At 71.6% G+C, this 19,940-nt stretch carries 19 protein-coding genes and 1 pseudogene; 14 read left to right on the forward strand and 6 right to left on the reverse strand.

Features of this window, described 5'->3' with window-relative positions:
- The first annotated feature begins 373 nt into the window (after nt 1-373).
- The 6 genes from IEZ12_RS34560 (at nt 374) to IEZ12_RS34585 (ending at nt 7,888) form a co-directional block, all read left to right on the forward strand.
- Nucleotides 374-721 carry a DUF8827 family protein gene (locus tag IEZ12_RS34560; protein ID WP_043915564.1) on the forward strand — a complete coding sequence of 116 codons (348 nt, stop codon included), beginning with the start codon at nt 374-376 and terminating at the stop codon, nt 719-721.
- A gap of 115 nt (nt 722-836) precedes the next feature.
- Complete coding sequence (locus IEZ12_RS34565) at nt 837-1,658, forward strand: hypothetical protein (protein WP_189277968.1); 822 nt, start codon at nt 837-839, stop codon at nt 1,656-1,658.
- Nucleotides 1,648-2,928, forward strand: coding sequence for a hypothetical protein (locus tag IEZ12_RS34570; RefSeq protein WP_189277970.1), 1,281 nt, complete (start codon nt 1,648-1,650; stop codon nt 2,926-2,928). The genes IEZ12_RS34565 and IEZ12_RS34570 overlap by 11 nt, the downstream gene beginning before the upstream one ends.
- 7 nt (nt 2,929-2,935) lie before the next feature.
- Nucleotides 2,936-4,522 (forward strand): SCO6880 family protein, encoded by a 1,587-nt coding sequence (locus IEZ12_RS34575; protein WP_189277972.1) that lies wholly within the window; start codon nt 2,936-2,938, stop codon nt 4,520-4,522.
- Between the two features lie 19 nt (nt 4,523-4,541).
- A complete protein-coding gene (locus IEZ12_RS34580) occupies nt 4,542-5,888 on the forward strand; it encodes an ATP-binding protein (RefSeq protein ID WP_043915568.1) in 1,347 nt (448 codons plus the stop codon).
- A 188-nt stretch (nt 5,889-6,076) separates the two neighbouring features.
- The gene (locus IEZ12_RS34585; RefSeq protein WP_189277974.1) at nt 6,077-7,888 is read left to right on the forward strand and encodes a bifunctional metallophosphatase/5'-nucleotidase; all 1,812 of its coding nucleotides are present in this window, start codon (nt 6,077-6,079) and stop codon (nt 7,886-7,888) included.
- 54 nt (nt 7,889-7,942) lie between these two features.
- On the opposite strand, the gene IEZ12_RS34590 is transcribed toward IEZ12_RS34585, so the two are convergent.
- From IEZ12_RS34590 to IEZ12_RS34610, 5 genes are all read right to left on the reverse strand, one after another.
- On the reverse strand, nt 7,943-9,346 hold the full coding sequence (locus IEZ12_RS34590; RefSeq protein ID WP_189277977.1) for a sensor histidine kinase: 1,404 nt from the start codon (nt 9,344-9,346) through the stop codon (nt 7,943-7,945).
- A 59-nt stretch (nt 9,347-9,405) separates the two neighbouring features.
- On the reverse strand, nt 9,406-10,182 hold the full coding sequence (locus IEZ12_RS34595; RefSeq protein ID WP_189277979.1) for a response regulator transcription factor: 777 nt from the start codon (nt 10,180-10,182) through the stop codon (nt 9,406-9,408).
- A 73-nt stretch (nt 10,183-10,255) separates the two neighbouring features.
- On the reverse strand, nt 10,256-11,335 hold the full coding sequence (locus IEZ12_RS34600) for a S1C family serine protease (RefSeq protein ID WP_189277981.1): 1,080 nt from the start codon (nt 11,333-11,335) through the stop codon (nt 10,256-10,258).
- 89 nt (nt 11,336-11,424) lie between these two features.
- Entirely contained in the window at nt 11,425-12,477 is a 1,053-nt protein-coding gene (locus IEZ12_RS34605) for a LacI family DNA-binding transcriptional regulator (protein ID WP_043915573.1), read from the reverse strand.
- Nucleotides 12,478-12,614: 137 nt separating this feature from the next.
- Nucleotides 12,615-13,346 carry a winged helix-turn-helix transcriptional regulator gene (locus tag IEZ12_RS34610; RefSeq protein WP_189277983.1) on the reverse strand — a complete coding sequence of 244 codons (732 nt, stop codon included), beginning with the start codon at nt 13,344-13,346 and terminating at the stop codon, nt 12,615-12,617.
- Between the two features lie 539 nt (nt 13,347-13,885).
- On the opposite strand from IEZ12_RS34610, the gene IEZ12_RS34615 reads away from it, so the two are divergent.
- The 5 genes and pseudogenes from IEZ12_RS34615 to IEZ12_RS39720 all read left to right on the forward strand — a co-directional run.
- Entirely contained in the window at nt 13,886-14,191 is a 306-nt protein-coding gene (locus tag IEZ12_RS34615) for a MoaD/ThiS family protein (protein ID WP_373295562.1), read from the forward strand.
- 124 nt (nt 14,192-14,315) lie between these two features.
- Nucleotides 14,316-14,975 (forward strand): LmeA family phospholipid-binding protein, encoded by a 660-nt coding sequence (locus IEZ12_RS34620; protein WP_052509739.1) that lies wholly within the window; start codon nt 14,316-14,318, stop codon nt 14,973-14,975.
- Between the two features lie 508 nt (nt 14,976-15,483).
- Nucleotides 15,484-16,317, forward strand: coding sequence for a sulfurtransferase (locus IEZ12_RS34625; protein ID WP_043915575.1), 834 nt, complete (start codon nt 15,484-15,486; stop codon nt 16,315-16,317).
- 40 nt (nt 16,318-16,357) lie between these two features.
- Complete coding sequence (locus IEZ12_RS34630; protein WP_035864892.1) at nt 16,358-16,648, forward strand: DUF1416 domain-containing protein; 291 nt, start codon at nt 16,358-16,360, stop codon at nt 16,646-16,648.
- 74 nt (nt 16,649-16,722) lie between these two features.
- Nucleotides 16,723-16,950: pseudogene (locus IEZ12_RS39720) on the forward strand (DUF3099 domain-containing protein); the annotation flags it as partial.
- A 172-nt stretch (nt 16,951-17,122) separates the two neighbouring features.
- Here IEZ12_RS39720 and IEZ12_RS34640 read toward each other — a convergent pair.
- Entirely contained in the window at nt 17,123-17,485 is a 363-nt protein-coding gene (locus IEZ12_RS34640; RefSeq protein ID WP_189277987.1) for a DsrE family protein, read from the reverse strand.
- Nucleotides 17,486-17,739: 254 nt separating this feature from the next.
- On the opposite strand from IEZ12_RS34640, the gene IEZ12_RS34645 reads away from it, so the two are divergent.
- The 3 genes from IEZ12_RS34645 (at nt 17,740) to ygfZ (ending at nt 19,857) form a co-directional block, all read left to right on the forward strand.
- Nucleotides 17,740-18,324: a heme-binding beta-barrel domain-containing protein gene (locus IEZ12_RS34645; protein ID WP_043915577.1), complete on the forward strand. Its 585-nt coding sequence runs from the start codon at nt 17,740-17,742 to the stop codon at nt 18,322-18,324.
- Nucleotides 18,325-18,409: 85 nt separating this feature from the next.
- Complete coding sequence (locus tag IEZ12_RS34650) at nt 18,410-18,856, forward strand: Fur family transcriptional regulator (RefSeq protein WP_043915578.1); 447 nt, start codon at nt 18,410-18,412, stop codon at nt 18,854-18,856.
- 44 nt (nt 18,857-18,900) lie between these two features.
- The gene (ygfZ, locus tag IEZ12_RS34655) at nt 18,901-19,857 is read left to right on the forward strand and encodes a CAF17-like 4Fe-4S cluster assembly/insertion protein YgfZ (protein ID WP_189277989.1); all 957 of its coding nucleotides are present in this window, start codon (nt 18,901-18,903) and stop codon (nt 19,855-19,857) included.
- Nucleotides 19,858-19,940 lie beyond the last annotated feature (83 nt).

The raw sequence follows: 19,940 nt of genomic DNA on the forward strand, positions 1-19,940 counted from the left end.
GACAGTTGGCCGGAACGCTCCGGTACCCCACTGGCCGCGTACGTCCCCAGCGTCACCACGCCGACGAACCCGATGGCCACCACCGCGACGGCGGCACCAGCGAGTCGAGCCTTCCCGAGCGCCATCCCGCACCATCCCGACGGATCGTCAGCTGCCCTGCCCTGTTGCGTTATTGCCCGGTGCAATCATCACAGATACCAAGGGCGGGCAGTATCCTCGAACTACCGGACATCCTGGCGGAGGCGTCCGGCCGCCACGAGCAATCCGCGAGAAGCAGCCAAGTCGACGTCAGATCTGGCCAAGAATAGGACCTGCCCCTTCGCTCGACCGTGGTCCGGGGCCTTGAATTTTCCTGATCGGGCGGTGAGATGGGATGAACCTGAACGTGGACAGCAGTGCGATCCGGTATCTGGCGGAGGACCCGCCGAAGAAGGCCAACATCGACACCATCATCGGCGGCATCGCCCCCGACTGGGGCCCGTTCGCCTCGCTCGGCTCCTCGGCCCGCGTGATGGTCCAGGTCGTCATGGCCGTCGCCATCCTGCTCTGCCTGGGCATCGCCATCTGGGGCGCTGCCAAGCAGCGGATCGGCGCCACCGCGATGCGTGACACGTTCAGCGCCGAACAGGGCAAGGGGCTGATCATCGCCGGCCTGACCGGCGTGTTCATCATCGGTTCGCTCGGCACGCTGTTCACCATTGTCTACGGCATGGCCATCTGACGATCGGACAACTTCCGTCCCATCCGCGCTGGTCCACGGTCCGCGCGCCGACACCGAGAACACCCGTCACGCCGCCGCACCCCCCACGCGGAGGCGCCGCACCAGGAGGGCCCCCGTGCCGTTGTCCGACGACCAGCCGCACACCCGTACGCGGCTACCGGTCGCCGAACAGACCACCCCCGTGACCGGCCGTCAGGCCCGTCCCCTGCGCACTCTCCTGGCCATCCTCGGCGTCGTCACCCTGCTGGTCGTCGCCGTCGCCATCGCCAACCGCGACAAGGCCGTCCCCGACCGCAACCCCGCCGCAAGCTCCGGCGACCGCGCCCGCAACGGGACCGCCCCCGCCGCCGACCGCACCGCCGCCACCGGCCAGCAGCCCGTCACCACCACCGCCAACGGCATCGCCACCGGCTACCCCCACACCGACCAGGGGGCGCAGTCCGCCGCCGCCAACTACGCGGTCGCGCTCGGTTCCACCGACATGTTCCGCCCCGACACCCGCCACACCGTCCTCGCCACCCTCGCCGACCCCACCGTCCTCCCCACCCTCCAGTCCCGACTGGACCAGGCGTTCTCGCCGGAGACGGTGACCCGGTTCGGCCTGGACGCGCAGGGCCGCGCCCCGAAGGGGCAGCTCTTCGTCAGCCGGATCGTCCCGGTCGGCACCCGCACCACCAACAGCGCCGACACCGCCACCAAGGTCGACGTCTGGTGCACCGGCCTCTACGGCCTGGCCGGCGAGGACTCCACCCTCCCGGTCAGCCAGGACTGGTACACCCTGACCATCACCATGCGCTGGACCGGCAGCGACTGGAAGCTCACCGACTACTCCCGCGCCGCGGGCCCCGCCCCCCTGCCGGGCGACAACCAGGCGGCCACCGCGAAAGAGATCGCCGATGCCGTCCAGCAGTTCGGAGGGTTCCGCTATGCCCGCTGACGCGTCCAGACTGCGTTTCCTGGGCCGGGCCGGGGTGCTCGGCGCCGCCCTGAGCAGTCTTCAACTCACGGCGCTGGTGGTCGCGCAGCGGGTCGCTGCCGATCCGTCGCCCGGTGCGAGTCCGAGTGTGTCCAAGTGCGCCGGACAGGACGCCACCGTCCTCGGCGCCGACAAGCTCTGCGCTCCTCCCGGGACGACCGTGATCCCCGGTGGGGATTCGGTTTCCTCGGTGACGGACCCGCTGGGCTCGTTGGCGAAGGGGTGTGCGCAGGCGGCGGCCTGGGTGGTGCGGCAGTTGGCGGGGGCGATCGACGGGACGACGAAGGTCGATTTCACCAATGCGGCGTTCCTGCAGCAGTACGCGGTGGTGTTCGCGGTGTCGACGGTGGTCACGCTGGTGCTGTGGCTGCTGGCGGTGACGAAGCGGGCGGTGCGCGGGGCTCCGTTGGGGCAGGCGTTCGGTGAGGCGGTCGGGTTCCTGTGGCTGACGGTGATCGCCTCGGCGTTCACGCCGTTGATCCTGTTCACGGTGGTGACCGTCACCGACGGGATGACGGATGCGATCGCGGCGGGGACGAAGTCCGACACGGGGACGTACCTGGGCGGGTTCGCGGACACCTTGGACAAGGGCAGCATGGGCGGTGGCCCGCTGATCCTGATCATCGTGTCGCTGGTGGCGGTGCTGGCCGCGGCGGTGCTGTGGATCGAGCTGGTGATCCGGGCGGCGATGCTGTACGTGGGCGCGCTGCTGGGGACGGCGGTGTACGCGGGGCTGGTGGACAAGCAGCTGTGGAAGCACGTGCGCCGGTGGGCCGCGATGATGCTGGCGATCGATCTGGCGAAGCCGATCATCGTGATCATTCTGGGGCTGGCGGGTGCGGTGGCGACCGGCACGGGCGCGGACGACGACTTCGCGCGGGTGCTGAGCGGGCTGGCGATCCTGTTCCTGTCGATTTTCGCGAGCGCCGCGGTGTACCGGTTCGTGCCGGGCTTCGGTGACGAGATGCTGTCGATGCGGCGGGCCCGGGCGAGTGCGGTGCAGGCGGGCAGTGCGATGATCAACGGCCCGGCGAACTTTGTGAAGCAGGGCATCTCGACCCACGGCTCGCGTGGCGGCCCGCAGGCCGGGGGCGGTTCCCCGGGCGCCGGTGGCGGTGGCGGAGTGGCCCCGGGCATCGCCGCGCACGCGTCCCGGCCCGCCGGCCCGGGTCGGCAGGCGGGTCCGCCCGCGCAGTCCCAGGCCCCGGTCAACAACCCGAAGGGAGGGTGACGGGTAGATGAGCAGCGACCAGTTCGGCCAGTACGGCACCCAGTACGCCCAGCCGTACGCCCAGCCGCGCCGCAGCTACCTGATCGGCAAGGCGCGCCCGAACGCGCCGATCGGGCGCAACCGGGAGACCGGTGAGATCGTGCTGATCATCGCCGGCGCGGGCCTGGGCATGCTGTGGGGTCTGGGGGTGCCGATCCTGCCGCTGCGGCTGGCCGGCCTGGTGGGTTTCCCGCTGCTGGCGATCATGGCGGTGTACGTGCCGTACCGGCGGCGGACGTTCTACAAGTGGGTGGAGATCAACCGGACGTACCGGCGGACGGTGCGCAGCGGCCGGGCGGTGTGGAAGCCGGACGTGCACGAGGCCGGGACGCGGTTGGACGGGCGCGAGGTGGAGGTCGGTCCGCCGCCGGGAGTGGGGCGGCTGCGCTGGCTGACCGCGCCGTTCGGGCCGGACGAGGTCGCGGTGCTGATGCACCTGGAGCGGCGCACGGTGACGGCGGCGATCGAGATCGAGGGCCCGGGCGTGGGCCTGCGCGACTCGGAGGACCAGGAGGCGCTGGTCGACCGGTTCGGCACGCTGCTGAAGCACGTGGCCAACGGCGACGGCTTCGTGACGCGGCTGCAGATCCTGGCCCGGACGCTGCCGGCCGACCCGGACGCACACGCCAAGGACGTGGAGCGGCGCGGCGACCACGCGGCGCCGCGCTGGCTGCAGGAGAGCTACGACCAGCTGCAGTCGATGGTGTCGACCTCCTCGGAGCAGCACCGGGCGTACCTGGTGGCGTGCATGCAGTACACCCGCGAGCTGGCGTCCGAGGCGCACGCGATGGGGCGGACCGCGTACGGCCGGGACGAGGCGAAGCGGGACCGCGGGGACGACGGTCTGGCGACCGTGATGGCGCGTGAACTGACGGACATCTGCGCCCGGTTGGCGGAGGCGGACATCCGGGTGCGGCAGCCGCTGGGGCAGGCCCGGCTGGCGTCGCTGATCCACTCGATGTACGACCCGGACCATCCGATCGACCACATCCAGGCGATGAGCCGGCGCAACGCATGGCCGGCCGAGCTGGACGCCACGCACCCGCAGTACCTGACGGCGAAGACCCGGGAGTCGGCGACCCGGGAGCCGTGGTGCCACGCCACCGCGTGGATCAAGGAGTGGCCGCTGACCCCGGTCGGGGTGAACTTCCTGGCGCCGCTGCTGGTGCACACCCCGGACGTGATCCGGACGGTCGCGGTCACCATGGACCTGGAGCCGACCGACGTGGCGATCGAGCGGATGCTCACCGAGAAGACCAACGACGAGGCGGAGGCCAGCCGGGCGGCGAAGATGAACCGCACGGTGGACCCGCGCGACCTGGCGCACACCGGCCGGGTGGACCAGCGCGGCGACGACCTGGCGTCCGGCGCGGCCGGGGTGAACCTGGTGGGCTACCTGACGGTGTCCTCGCGCAGCCCGGAGGCACTGGCCCGGGACAAGCGGACCATCCGCGCCTCGGCGGGCAAGAGCTACCTGAAGCTGGAGTGGTGCGACCGCGAGCACCACCGGGCGTTCGCCAACACCCTGCCGTTCGCCACCGGCATCCGCCGCTGAACCATCGGAGGCCCCTCAGATGCTCGGAAACCTCACCGACGCCTTCGCCAGCGCCCTGTTCGGCCGGGTGGAGACCACCCGGCTGCCGGTGCGCACCTCCAGCGGCCAGGCGCAGGCGGTGTACCTGCCGACGGCGGCGCCCGGCCTGGGCGACTCCGGGGTGATCATCGGCCGCGAGGTGTACAGCGGCAAGGGCTACGTCTACGACCCGTTCCAGCTGTACGGCCAGCAGCTGCCGGCCCCGCACTGGCTGGTGCTGGGGGAGTCCGGCAACGGCAAGTCGGCGCTGGAGAAGACGTACGTGCTGCGGCAGTTGAGGTTCCGCGACCGCCAGGTGGTGGTGCTGGACGCGCAGGGCGAGGACGGCGTCGGCGAGTGGAACCTGATCGCCAACGCGCTGGGGATAAAGTCCATCCGGCTGGACCCGCTGGCGGCCCGGGACGGCGGGGTGAAGCTGAACCCGCTGGACCCGGCGATCACCACCACCGGCCAGCTGTCGCTGCTGCGCACCATCATCGAGGTGGCGATGGCCCGCCCGCTGGAGGAGCGGGCAGGCTTCGCGCTGAAGGCGGCGCACGCGTACGTGCACGCCACGGTGAAGGACCGTCAGCCGGTGCTGAACGACATCATCGACACGCTGCGCAACCCCGACCTGTCGGCGGTGGAGTCGCTGGGCGTGGAGGTCGGCGAGGTGCAGTCCTGGGGCCTGGACGTGGCACTGGTGCTGGACCGGCTGGTCGACGGCGACCTGCGCGGCATGTTCGACGGCCCGACCTCGGCGGGCATCGACCTGGACGCGCCGCTGATCGTTTTCGACCTGTCGCACATCGACCGGAACTCGATCGCGATGCCGATCCTGATGGCGATCGTCGGGGTGTGGCTGGAGCACACCTGGCTCCGGCCGGACCGGGTGAAGCGGATCTTCCTGGTCGAGGAGGCCTGGCACATCATCAACAGCCCGTTCGTGGCGCAGCTGTTCCAGCGGCTGCTGAAGTTCGGACGGCGGCTGGGCCTGTCCTTCGTGGCCGTGGTGCACCACCTGTCGGACGTGGTGGACGGGGCGGCGGCGAAGGAGGCGTCGGCGATCCTGAAGATGGCCTCCACCCGCACCATCTACATGCAGAAGGCGGAGGAGGCCAGGGCCACCGGCCGGGTGCTGGGTCTGCCGCGCTGGGCGGTGGAGATCATTCCGACGCTGTCGCCGGGCATCGCGGTGTGGGACGTCAACGGCAACGTGCAGGTGGTCAAGCACATCATCACCGAGGCCGAGCGCCCGCTGGTGTACACCGACCGGGCGATGACCGAGGACGCGGTGGCCGAGCGCGAGCGCGCCGAGCAGCAGCTGGCCGCCCAGCCCAGGATCTGACCGCCGCGGCGGGCCGGCCGGTGGGCCGGACGACGGGCTGACCAGGGATCAGCAGAGAAGTCGTCAGTCCTCGGATACCAGCTCGTTACCCCAGGGTTCCTGACAGCTACGCGCGTGGACTCTAGGCTGCTCCCCGATACAACGCCAGGCCGCCGTCCGTCGCGGCCCCGACGGTGCAGGGGACCTTCATGCCCATTTCCGGTTCGACCGGCCGCCGCAGGACCGCGCTCGCGGTCGCCGCGGCCGCCGCCCTCATCGGCTCGATGGCCCTGCCGGCCACCGCCGAGGCCCACGGGCACGGCCAGGACAAGCCCAAGTACGAGGACCTGCAGCTCCTCGCCATCAACGACCTGCACGGCAACCTGGAGCCCCCGGCGGGTTCGTCCGGCACCATCAACGAGCTCGACCCGGCCACCGGCAAGCCCGTCACTCCGCCCACCCCCGCCGGTGGTGTCGCGTACCTGGCCACCGCGCTGCGCGACGCCCGCGAGGGCCACAAGAACAGCATCACCGTGGCGGCCGGCGACCTGATCGGCGCCAGCCCGCTGGTCTCCGGCCTGTTCCACGACGAGCCGACCATCGAGGCGATGAACAAGATCGGCCTCGACGTCACCTCGGTGGGCAACCACGAGTTCGACGAGGGCTCGGCCGAGCTGAAGCGGATGCAGAACGGCGGCTGCCACCCGACCGACGGCTGCTACGAGCCGGGCCGCACCTTCGAGGGCGCCGACTTCCCGTACCTGGCGGCCAACGTCACCGACGAGAAGACCGGCAAGCCGCTGCTCAAGCCGTACTGGGTGAAGAACGTCCGCGGCGTGAAGGTCGGCTTCATCGGCGTGACCCTGGAGGGCACCCCGAACATCGTCACCGCCGCCGGCGTGCAGGGCCTCAAGTTCGACAACGAGGTCGCGACGATCAACAAGTACACCGCCGAGCTGAAGCGTCAGGGCGTCAACTCGGTGGTCGCGCTGATCCACGAGGGCGGCTTCCCGGCCAGCAACATCTACAACTACGACTGCGGCGCGGGCGGCAGCGGCGTCTCCGGTCCGATCGTGGACATCGCCAAGCGTCTCGACCCGGCGGTCGGCGCCATCGTCACCGGCCACACCCACAACGCGTACGCCTGCATGATCCCGGACCCGAACGGCGTGCCGCGCTCGGTCACCAGCGCCGCCTCGTTCGGCCGCCTGTACACCGAGATCGACCTCAAGCTGGACAAGCGCACCGGCACCATCGTCCGGCCGTCGGTGACCGCCGCCAACCACGTCGTGCGCCGCACCGACGCGGCGGGCGACCTGAACGACCTGATCAAGCGGTACAGCGCGCTGGCCGCCCCGATCGCCAACCGCCCGGTCGGCTGGATCAGTGCCGACATCAACGGCCGCGGCTCCAGCGACCTGGAGAAGCCGCTCGGCGACCTGATCGCCGACGCGCAGCTGGCCGGTCTCGCGCCCGCCGACAAGGGCGGCGCGCAGGTGGCCTTCATGAACCCCGGCGGCATCCGCTCGGACCTGGTCTACAAGGCGTCCGGCAGTGAGGGCGACGGTGTGGTGACCTACGGCGAGGCGTTCACCGTCCAGCCGTTCACCAACATGATGCAGGTCAAGACCCTCACCGGCGCCCAGCTGGTCCAGGTCCTGCAGCAGCAGGTCTCGGGCTCCAACGCGGCCGCCCCGAAGATCCTGCAGATCTCCGGCAACCTCGCCTACACGCTGGACCTGAACAAGGCCGGCGCGGACCGCGTGATCGTCGACTCGGTCCGCCTGAACGGCGCCCCCGTCGACCCGAACGCCAAGTACCGGGTCGCCGCCAACGAGTTCCTGGCCGGCGGCGGCGACGGCTTCCCGGCCTTCGCGGCCGGCACCGACAAGCTTGTCGGCGCCTCCGACCTGGACCTCTTCAACGCGTACCTGACGGGCCACAGCACCGCCACCGCCCCGATCGTCCCGCCGGCCCAGAACCGGATCAAGGTCATCGGCGTCGGCCAGTCCATCGGCTGACGTAGCACTGCCGGCAGAGGGCGGGACACTTCGGTGTCCCGCCCTCCGGCGTGCTCAGCGCGGGTCGTCCGGCTGCCCGGGCAGCACCATGACCGCCTGCGTCCCCGGGCCGCCGTCCGTCGCGGGCCCCAGCGAGACCTGTCCGCCGGCGTCCCGCACGGTCTGCGCCACGATCGACAGCCCCAGCCCGGAGCCCGGCAGTTGACGGGAGGACGGGGAGCGCCAGAACCGGTCGAAGACGAACGGGAGTTCGTCGGTCGGGATGCCAGGACCGTGGTCGCGGACCGTCAGCCGGCCGGCCCGCAGCCGCACTTCGACCGTCCCGGACGGCGGCGAGTACTTCACCGCGTTGTCCAGCAGGTTGATCACCGCCCGCTCCAGCGCGGCCGGATCGCCGTGCACGTACCAGGGGTTCACCTCGGTGACGAAGGTCAGCGCCGGGCCGCGCAGCCGCCCGCGCTCCAGCGCCCGCGTCACCGTCTCGTGGAACGGCACCACGGTGCGCACCGCCTCCGGGTTCGGGGTGTCCGGGCGGGAGAGCTGCAGCAGGTCGCCGATCAGCACGGTCAGCTCCTGCATCTGCGCCTTCATGTTGCCCAGCATCCGCGCCCGGGTCTCCGGCGGCAGCGCCCGCCCCTGCTGGTCGGACCGGATCAGCAGGTCCACGTTGGTGCGCAGCGAGGTGAGCGGCGTGCGGAGCTCGTGCCCGGCGTCGGCGATCAGCCGGGTCTGCCGCTCCCGGGAGTTGGCGAGCGCGGTGGACATCGAGTTGAACGAGGTGGAGAGCCTGGCGATCTCGTCGCTGCCGTTGACGGGGATGGTGGCGCCGACCTCCTCGGTGCGCGCGATGTGCTCGACGGCGTCGGTGAGCTGGTCGACGGGCTTGAGCGCGGACCGGGCGACGACCCGGCCGGCGACGCCCGCGCCGATGACGCCGAGGCCGGCGACGGAGGTGATCAGCAGGGCGAGCGAGTTGAGCGACTTCTGCACCCCGTCGGTGGGCAGCGCGGTCAGCAGGACGGCGGGCTGCCGGATGTTGCCCGGCAGCACGACGGCGCTGTTGGTGCGCCGTACCTGCGCGTGGTCGTCGCTGTCGACGTAGCTGCCGGTGCGGTAGACCGCCTGGCTGTTCCTGGGCAGCGGCGTGCTGTCGCCCGGCGCCACCTGGATGGCCCGGACGGCGTCGCCGGTCAGGCAGACGGTGCCGTCGGGCAGCACGTACTGGAAGTCGTACTTCTGCGGGCCGAACCGATCGCTGCCCCCGGCGGGGACGTTGGCCAGGGCCTCGGCAGGGGTGGCGCCGCAGTGCAGTTGGCCCCGGTCGGGTGGGGCCACCGGGCTCGGGGGAGCGGCCGAGAGGTTGTCGTGCAGGTCCTGGTACAGGCGTTCGCGGACCAGCAGCCAACTGGCCATGCTCACCACGGCGATCGCCACCGCCACCGCGGCGGCCGTGAGCATGGCCAGCCGGCTCCGCAGCGATCTGCCGCGGAACCACCCCGTGAGCCGGTCGGCGAACTTCACGCCGCGGCGCCGTTGGCGACGGTGCGCAGCGCGTAGCCGACGCCGCGGACGGTCTGGATGATGCGGGGCATGCCGTGCTGCTCGGTCTTGCGGCGCAGGTACATGACGTAGACATCGAGGGAGTTGGAGGAGGGCTCGAAGTCGAAGCCCCAGACGGCCTTGAGGATCTGTTCGCGGGTCAGCACCTGGCGCGGGTGGGAGAGGAACATCTCCAGCAGCATGAACTCGGTGCGGGTGAGTTCGATGGTGGTGCCGGCCCGGGTGACTTCCCGGGTCGCGGTGTTCATCCGCAGGTCGGCGAAGGCGAGCACCTCGCTGCCGTCCTCGTCGGCGGCGGTGCGGGCGGCGGCCTCCGCGGCGAGCGCGTTGCGGCGGAGCAGGGCGCGGACCCGGGCGAGGAGTTCGTCGAGCTCGAAGGGCTTGGCGAGGTAGTCGTCGGCGCCGACGTCGAGTCCGGTGACGCGGTCGCCGACGGCGTCCCGCGCGGTGAGCATCAGGACGGGCACGGTGTCGCCGCGGGAGCGCATCCGGCGGACGGCGGTGAGGCCGTCCATCCGCGGCATCATGATGTCGAGCAGCACCAGGTCGGGGCGGTCGCGTTCGACGGAGGCGAGGGCCTCGTAGCCGTCGGTGGCGGTGGTGACCTGGTAGCCCTCGAAGGCGAGGCTGGATTCCAGCGCGTCGCGCAGGGCGGGTTCGTCGTCGACCACGAGGACGCGGGCGCCGCCGCCCGGGGCCTCGGCAGGGGTGCGGTCGTCGGCGGGGGGAGTCATCGGCGCTGGGCCCTTTCTGATTCCGGTGCGGTCGTGGCCATTGTCCGTCGCCGGGGGACGGAACCGGCGGGTGTCACAGGTTCTTGCCGGCCTGCATCTGCGGCAGCACCTGCTTGACGCTGTTGATCGGGATGGCGAAGCCGAGGCCGACGCTGCCCGCCTCGGTGCCGCCGGTGGAGCCGGAGCCGCTCCCGGAGTACATCGCCGAGTTGAGGCCGATGACCTGGCCGGAGGCGTTGATCAGCGGGCCGCCGGAGTTGCCGGGGTTGAGCGCGGCGTCGGTCTGCAGCGCCCGGTAGGTGGCGGTGTCGGAGCCGGAGGCGCTGGTGGAGCCGCGCAGGCCGGGCAGGTTGGGGAAGCCGAAGCCGCCGTTGCCGCTGGTGGTGCCCTGGTCGACCTGGACGGAGACGGAGCGGTTCTTGGCGGAGATGATGCCGGAGGTGACGGTGCCGGTGAGGCCCTCGGGGTTGCCGATGGCGACCACCGGGTCGCCGACGGCCGTCGCGTCGGAGTCGCCGAGCACGGCGGTGGTCAGGCCGCTGACGCCGGAGGCGGTGATGACGGCGGTGTCCAGGGACTTGTCGGTGCCGGTGACGGTCGCGGGGGCGGTCCGGCCGTCGTGGAAGGTGACGGTGGCCCGGCCGCCGTTCACCGCGCCGGAGACGACGTGGTAGTTGGTGAGGATCTGTCCGTCGTCGGTGAGGACCACGCCGGTGCCGGTCGCGGTGCCGTTGCCGGTCTGCACGGTGATCTGCACGACGGCGGGGGAGAGCGCGGCGGCGATCGCCGAGACGTTGGCGCTGCCGTCGGCGTTGGCCGCGACCGGGCGGACCAGGGTGCTGCTCGCGGTGGTGGAGCCGTCCCGGTCCTTCACCAGGACGCCGCCGGTGACGCCGCCGAGCAGGGCCGCCATCGCGGCGACGGCGGTGGCCAGGGCGAGGCGGCTCCTCAGCAGTCCGCGGCGGGCGTGGTGGCCGCCGTGGCCGCCGGGCGGCGGCAGCTCGGGGCCGGCGGTGGCGGCGGTGGGCGGCAGGGCCGGGTACCCGGGGTGCTCGGGGTACGGCTGCTGCGGCGCGGCGGGCGGCGTCGGCGGGAGCCAGCCCGCGCCGCCGTCCTGGGGGTGGGGCTCGTGGGTGCTGCGGTGCTCGCTCATGGGAATGACGTTCCGCCCGCTTCATGAACGTTCGATGAGAGGGCGGTACGAGTTCCCCGAGAAGCGCGTCAGCTTCTCATAAAGCCTGGTCAGGCCGGAGATCGGTCCGAGTCGCCGGAGCAGCCGCAGGAACGCCGCACGACCAGCCGGGACGGGAACTTGCGGACCCGCTCGGTGTCGCTGCCGGGCACCATCAGCGAGTCGTCGAGGACCAGGTCGACGGCGGCCCGGGCCATCGCGTCCCGGTCGGAGGCGACGGTGGTGAGCGGCGGGTCGGCGAACCCGGCCTCCGGGATGTCGTCGAAGCCGGCCACCGCGAGGTCCTCGCCGACCCGCAGGCCGAGTTCGCGGGCGGCCCGCAGCACGCCGATGGCCTGGTCGTCGGTGGAGCAGAAGATCGCCGGCGGCCGTCGGTCGGAGGAGAGCAGGTCCAGCGCGACCTGGTAGGCGCCGTAGCGGTGGAACGGGGCGTCGATCAGGTGCGGCTCGGTGGGCAGGCCGTGCGCGGCCATGGCGAGCTCCCAGCCGGCCACGTGGTCGATGACCGGGTCGCCGGGGGCGGGCGACTCGACCGGTCCGCCGAAGCACGCCACGTACGGGTGACCGTGCACTTCGAGAAGGTGACGGACGACCAGTTCGGAGCCGCCGACGTCGTCGGTGACCACGGCGACGTCGTCGATCGCCTCGGGGCGGCGGTGCAGCAGCACCACCTTGGCGCCCTCCATGGCGGCGAACTCCTCGGCGGCGCGCTGCGAGGGGCCCTGGCTGACCAGGATCAGGCCGGAGACCCGCATGCCGAGGAAGGCCCGGACGTAGTGCACCTCGCGGTCGTCGACGTAGTCGGAGTTGCCGATCAGCACGAGCTTGCCGCGCTCGGAGGCGGCGCGTTCCACGGCGTGCGCCATCTCCGCGAAGAAGGGCTGCCGGGCGTCGGGGACGACCATGCCGATCAGGTTGGTGCGCCGGGAGGCCATCGCCTGGGCGACGGAGTTCGGGCGGTAGCCGAGCTGCTCGATCGCGGCCAGCACCTTCTCCCGGGTGGCCGGGGCGACCGGCCGGGGACCGTTGTTGATCACATAGCTGACGACCGCGGTCGAGGTCCCAGCCAGTCGGGCTACATCGTCGCGCGTCACCTTGGCCACGGGGGGAGTCTACGCGGGTGGCTCGGCGCTTCGAGCCCGGGTCGCACCTGGTGGGACGGGGTGCTTTCGGGACCGAACCGGACCGATCCGGGCAAGCCGGGCGAGGGGTGGCGCCGCCCGGCCCGTCCGACGGCCGGTCAGCGTTCGCGGTGTGCCGCGGCTCTGTTCGGCTCGGCCCGTTCGCCGCTGCGCTCGGCCCGGTCCGGGACCACGAAGCGGTAGCCGACGTTGCGCACGGTGCCGATCAACTGCTCGTTCTCGACCCCGAGTTTGGCCCGCAGCCGACGCACGTGGACGTCCACGGTGCGGGTGCCGCCGAAGTAGTCGTAGCCCCACACCTCCTGGAGCAGCTGGGCTCGGGTGAACACCCGGCCGGGGTGCTGGGCCAGGTACTTCAGCAGCTCGAACTCCTTGAAGGTGAGGTCGAGGGCGCGGCCCTTGAGCTTCGCGGAGTAGGTGGCCTCGTCGACCGACAGGTCGCCGTTGCGGATCTCCATCGGGGAGTCGTCGACGGCGACCTGGAGCCGGCCGAGGGCGAGCCGCAGCCGGGCCTCGACCTCGGCCGGCCCGGCGGTGTCCAGCAGCACGTCGTCGATGCCCCACTCGGCGGTGACGGCGGCCAGGCCGCCCTCGGTGACCACCAGGATCAGCGGGCTGCCGATGCCGGTGGACCGCAGCAGCTGGCACAGGCTGCGGATCTGCGGCAGGTCGCGGCGCCCGTCGACCAGGATCACGTCGGCGTTCGGGGTGTCGACCAGGGCGGACCCCTCGGCGGGGGCCACCCGGACGCTGTGCAGCAGCAGGCCGAGGGCGGGCAGCACCTCGGCGGAGGGTTGCAGGGCGTTGGTCAGCAGGAGCAGTGAACTCATACCCGGCCAGTCCCCTTTCCGGGTCGTCGCGGTCGCGGCCGCCGGGGGGACGACGGACGCGGTACAGGGTGGGGGAGCGCCGACAGCCCGGAGGGGACGGCGGCGGACGGGGCGGCGGCCGTCCGGGGGTCCCGCAACCCCTGGCGTCCCACTGGTGCCTCGTCCATCGGCGTACCCTCCGCTCTGTCCACCGACGGCCGGCACGTCGTCGTGCGGTCGGCGGCGGGGCCGGTCCGGCGGCCGGTGCGGGTGGGGCACCGTTCGCAAGAACGTCCTACTGGCGTCCTGAAAGCACAAAAGGATCCGGGGGCGACTCTGCCCGGATCCCTTACGGAATCGAGAATAGCCGACCGCCCGCGCAGTCGGGAGAGGCGCGAGCGGCGCACGGGTCCGCGACCGGCCCCGGGAGGGGTGAGGTACGACACCTTGCGCCCCCGTGATGACCTGGGAGGTTTGCCCGGCGGCGGGGGCCGCGGGCGATGATGGGCCCGCACCGGTTTGGCCGCCGTACCGGGCGAGGACCATCGAGAGGGGTTGCCGTGACCGCCGCCGCCGAAGCCCGTCGCACGCCGGATTCACCTGTGCGGGTGAGCGGAACGGTCCGCTACTGGGCCGCCGCCAAGTCCGCGGCGGGTCGGGCCGAGGAGCCGTACCTGGCCGCCACGCTGGCCGAGGCGCTGGCCGCGGTGCGCGTCGCGCACGCCGGGCGGCCGGAGCTGCTGCGGGTGCTGGCCATCTGCTCGTTCCTGGTGGACGGCGACCCGGTGGGCGGCCGGGAGCACGCCGAGGTGCCGCTGACCGAGGGCGGCACGGTGGAAGTGCTGCCGCCGTTCGCCGGAGGCTGAGCGCGGGTTTGCCCGAGTGCCGCGCCGGAACCCGGGCGTCCGTGCGATCGTCCTGTCTTCGGGACCGGTCCGTCGACGAAACGGCCCGGCCGGACCGTTTCAGGGGGAAGCGATGCATGGCGCGGTGAAACTGCTGATCGGCCTCGGAGTGGTGGGCGGCCTGCTGGTCGCCGCCGACCGGGTGGCCGTCGGGGTGGCGGAGGACCAGGCCGCGGACGCGGCGGTCTCCTCCGGCTGGCTGACCAGCAAGCCGACCGTCGAGATCGGCGACGTCCCCTTCCTGACCAGCGCGGTGGCCGGCGAGCTCGACCAGGTCGACCTCTCCTCGGACGGGATGACCGTCACCGACGGCAAGGAGAAGGTGACGGTGCGCTCGTTCCGGGCCAGCCTGTCCCAGGTGAAGTTCACCGATTCCTACCGGGGCGTGACGGTCGGCCGCGGCGACGGCCAGGGCGTGGTCGACTACAAGGACCTCGCCAAGTTCATGCGCGGCGGCGGCCTGCTCAACCTGGAGTACGCCGGCCCCGGCGAGGTGAAGGCCGCGATGCCCGCCGGCGGGATCACCGGCAAGCTGCACAGCGAGGGCAACGACGTGGTCGTCGACAACCTCCAACTGACCGGCACCGCCTCGGCGTTGAAGGGTCTGGCGGGCGACCTGCTGAAGCCCCAGCGGTTCCACCTGACCGGTCTGCCCAAGGGTCTGTCGCTGGCCGAGGCCGCCCCTGAGCAGGGCGGAGTGCGGCTGCGCTTCACGGTCGCCCCCGGCACCACGCTGGGGCATTAGCGCCTGTCCGGTGGGCGAGACATGTTGTCCAGCACTGCCGGGAAAATCTTTCGGCAGCACGGGTCCGCCCGGCCCCCGCGCGGGGGCCGGGCCTGGTGGCGCGCGATGGGAAGCCGGTAAATCTCAGGATTCGGTCGATCGGGTCTCACCATTCGACACGATGATGACAGGGCCCCTTCGGAGTCCCTAGCATCGTCGTCATGAAGCGACAGGCGGACCTCACGAAGCGGCGGGCGGTAGACCACTGCCGCGTGTCGAGCTGCCTCTGTCGAATGCGCTGACCGGGCGGTCCTGGCCCCAGTCACGGCACGCCCGGCCCCGTTCAGGCGCCGCCAACCGGTAGCAGTTGCGCACCGGTGCGTCGGGAACGACGAGCACCTCTCACGATCCACCCGCCCGGCTCTGCCGCACCTTACGTCGTCCCAATATGCGGACAGTTGTACGGACAACGCGGCCCGGGTGATTTTCCAGCAGCCTTCCGCCAACCGCCCTCGGATGGAGAACAGCAATGAGCCGCAGCGACGTCCTGGTCGACGCCGACTGGGTCCAGGCACGCCTGGACGACCCGAAGGTCGTCATCGTCGAGGTCGACGAAGACACCGCCGCCTACGACAAGAACCACATCCGCAACGCGGTCCGGATCGACTGGAAGAAGGACCTCCAGGACCCGGTCCGCCGCGACTTCATCGACCAGGCGGGCTTCGAGGCGCTGCTGTCCGCCAAGGGCATCGCCAACGACGACACCGTGGTGCTGTACGGCGGCAACAACAACTGGTTCGCCTCCTACGCCTACTGGTACTTCAAGCTGTACGGCCACGGCGACGTCCGCCTGCTGGACGGCGGCCGCAAGAAGTGGGAGCTGGACTCCCGCGAGCTGGTCGTCGAGCAGCCCCAGCGGGCCGCCACCCAGTACACCGCGCAGCCGGCCGACTCCTCGATCCGCGCCTTCCGCGACGACGTGATCGACGCGATCGGCACCCTGAACCTGGTCGACGTCCGCTCGCCCGACGAGTTCTCCGGCAAGCTGCTCGCCCCGGCCCACCTCCCGCAGGAGCAGTCGCAGCGCCCCGGCCACGTGCCGAGCGCCAAGAACATCCCGTGGGCGAAGAACGCCAACGACGACGGCACCTTCAAGAGCGACGACGAGCTGAAGGCGCTCTACGAGGCCGAGGGCGTCGACCTGGCCACCGACACCATCGCCTACTGCCGCATCGGCGAGCGCTCCGCGCTCACCTGGTTCGTCCTGCACGAGCTGCTCGACCAGCAGAACGTCAAGAACTACGACGGCTCGTGGACCGAGTACGGCAGCCTGGTCGGCGTGCCGATCGAGCTCGGCAACTGAGCCCCGGCTCGCGCGAAGCAAAGAAGAGGGAGACACAGACATGTGCGGTGCGAAGGCCGGCGGCCCGGACCTGGCAGGAGTTGACGTGGCGAACGAGACGATCATCCAGGGTTCGGTGACCCGCAACGAGGAGCCGGTCAACGGCTACGTGCGGCTGCTGGACGAGAACGGCGAGTTCACCGCCGAGGTCCCGACCTCGGCGACCGGGCAGTTCCGGTTCTTCGCCCGCCCGGGCAAGTGGACCCTGCGGGCCCTGGTGCCCGGCGCCACCGTGGACCGCCAGGTGGTCGCCACCCAGGGCGAGTTCACCGAGGTCGCGATCGCGGTCTGACGACCGCGGACAGGATCGAACCGAGGGCCCCGGCCGTCTTCTGACGGCCGGGGCCCTCGGCCTACCCTGGAAGCGTGCAGGCACACCGGCGGCACGTGCGCTACTTCGTGATGATGGGCGTCTGTCTGGGGCTGTTCGTCCTCGCCTGGGGCGTGGTGCGGTACTTCTCGGTCGGCGCCGCCATCGGCATGTGCGTGGTCGCCATGGTGATCCCGCCGCTGGCCGCCGTCCTCGCCAACCGGCGCGACAAGGACGACGACTGGTGGAACGACCCGCGGTGGGACGACCCCCGCTGGGAGCAGCGCGGCCACGACCCGGACCGGCCGGACCACGAGCCGCCCACGGACCCGTGGGGCGGCCGGCGCTTCGGCGATCCGGGCTTCGACGACCCGCGCTGGGACGACCCGCACTGGGAGCAGCCCGGCCACGACCGCGACCGGCCGGACCGGGAGCCCCCCGAGGAGCAGTAGTGCGTCAGTAGACGAGCGCCTGCGCGCCGTCCGCCATCACCTCGGACAGGAACACCTGCGCGCCGGCGATCCGCACGCCCTCGATCACGTCCGCCTGGGCGATGCCCCGGCGCGCCGCGCACTGGGTGCACAGCGTGACGGTGCCGGCGGCGAGGATCGCCTCCAGCAGGTCCGGCAGCGGCGCGGCGTGCGGCAGTTCGAACTCGGCGGCCTTCCCCGGCAGCGCGAACCACGAGGACTCGCCGGTGAGCCAGAGCGAGACCGGGACGCCGCTGGCGACCGCGACGGAGGCGACCGTGAAGGCCTGCGAGCAGCGCTCCGGCGCGTCCGCACCGGCGGTGACCTTGATGACCAGCTTCTTCGACATGCCCCAGAGACTACGGCCGCAAGGGTCGCCCGATAGACTCCCGGCCGTAGTGGAAAGCCCCGTTCCTCCGTCGAACCCGCCCCTGGGAGCACACCGTGTCCGGTCTTGAGATCTTCTTCGAAAGCCTGCTGGTTCTGGTGGCCGTGCTGATCACCTGGTTCGCCATCTTCTCCGTGATGAAGCTCTACCAGGGCCAGCGCTGAGCACTGCCGTACGGTTGAGCCGGTAACCGTCCGACGACAGCAGCCAGGACCATGATCGAGATTCCTTCCGACCTCCACCGGGACGTCGTCCCGCTCGCCTTCCTCCTCGGTACCTGGGAGGGCGCGGGCGTGCACGACTTCCCCGGCAGCGAGAAGTGCAACTTCGGCCAGGAGATCGTCTTCCGCCACGACGGACGACCCTTCCTGGAGTTCCGCTCCCGTACCTGGGTGCTGGACGAGCAGGGCGAGAAGGTTCGCCCGCTGGAGATGGAGCACGCCTTCTGGCGGGTGACCAGCAACCAGCACGGCACCAGCGGCGAGCGCGAGATCGAGGTCTCCTCGGTGCGCGACGACGGCACCGTGGAGATCTGGTACGGCAAGCTGCACGACGGCAAGCCGCAGATCGACCTGGCCACCGACGCGGTCGCCCGGATCGAGGGCGCGGCCCCGTACAGCGGCGGCAAGCGCCTGTTCGGCCTGGTGAAGGACGAGCTGCTGTGGGTCGGCGAGAAGGCCGCCCCCGAGGTGCCGCTGCGGCCGTACATGTCGGCGCAACTGAAGAAGGTGCTCAACCCGGCGCAGCTGATCAAGGACGTCAACGACCTCCCGGACGACGGGATCGCGTTCTTCCGCTGAGCGGACGAGCGCTGCCGAGTGGGGGACCGACCGGGCGGTCGGTCCCTACACTGGTCGGCACGACCTCTCGACGGGCAGGGACATCGTGGCGAACACCGACACCACCGACTGGAAGGCCGACCTGCGCGAGCGCGGCTACCGGTTGACCCCGCAGCGCCAGCTGGTGCTGGAGGCCGTCGACGTGCTCGACCACGCCACCCCCGACGAGATCCTGGTACAGGTCCGCCGCACCGCCAGCGGCGTCAACATCTCCACCGTGTACCGGACGCTGGAGCTCCTGGAGGAGCTCGGCCTGGTCTCGCACGCCCACCTCGGGCACGGTGCGCCGACCTACCACCTGGCGGGCCGGCACACCCATCTTCACCTGGTCTGCCGGGACTGCGACCAGGTCACCGAGACCGACACCGCGATCGCCGCGCCGCTGATCGACAGCCTGCGCACCGAGCACGGCTTCGACACCGACCTGAAGCACTTCGCCATCTTCGGCCGCTGCGCGGACTGCACCGCCAAGGCGGCGGACGGCCGGTCGTAGACCGCGGCCCCTGGAGCAGTGCCGCCGGTCGTAAGCTGGCCGGTATGAAGAGCCCGCTGCTTGCGCTGCCCGGCGCCGTCGCCGCCGAAGGTCCCGACGAGGGGGTCGCCGCCCACTACGGCGACCTGTTCCGCGAGCAGCGCGAACTCGCCGCCGGTCGCGGCTTCACCGATCTGTCGCACCGCGGCGTGATCACCGTGACCGGCCCGGACCGGCTGAGCTGGCTGCACCTGCTGCTCACCCAGCACGTCAGCGACCTGCCGCCGCAGCAGGCCACCGAGGCGCTGGTGCTCTCCCCGCACGGGCACGTCGAGCACGCGCTCTACCTGGTCGACGACGGCGCCACCACCTGGATCCACGTCGAGCCCGGTACGGCGCCCGCGCTGGTGAAGTACCTGGAGTCGATGAAGTTCTGGAACCGGGCCGAGGTCGCCGACGCCACCGCCGACTGGGCCGTGGTGTTCCTGCCGGCCGGTTCCACCGCCCCCGCCGACCGGGCCGCCGCGGTGCGGGAGCTCCCGTGGGGCCGTGACCTGTTCCTGCCGCGCGCCGAACTCGCCGAGGCCACCGCCGAGTTCGGTCCGGCCGCAGGCGTCTGGGCGTACGAGGCGCTGCGGATCGAGGGGCACCGGCCGCGGCTCGGCTTCGAGACCGACCACCGCACCATTCCGCACGAGGTGGACTGGCTGGGCAGCGCGGTGCACCTGAACAAGGGCTGCTACCGCGGCCAGGAGACCGTCGCCCGGGTGCACAACCTGGGGCGCCCGCCGCGCCGGCTGGTCTTCCTGCACCTGGACGGCACCGAGGAGAAGCTGCCCGCGCACGGCGCCGAGGTCCGGGTCGACGGCCAGGAGCGGCCGGTCGGCTTCGTCACCTCCGCCGCCCGCCACCACGAGCTCGGCCCGGTCGCGCTGGCCCTGGTCAAGCGCAACACCCCGGTCGACGCGGTGCTGCTGGCCGACGGCGTGCCCGGCAGCCAGGACGTGATCGTCCCCGCCTGAGCGGCTCTCAGAGGGTGTTCGATAGGGGAATCCCCCTAACCGTCCGGTTTTGATTGGCACGGCACGGACTCGGTTTCATGATC

Origin of the sequence: Kitasatospora griseola (assembly GCF_014648555.1) — a bacterium.
Lineage (GTDB): Bacteria > Actinomycetota > Actinomycetes > Streptomycetales > Streptomycetaceae > Kitasatospora > Kitasatospora griseola.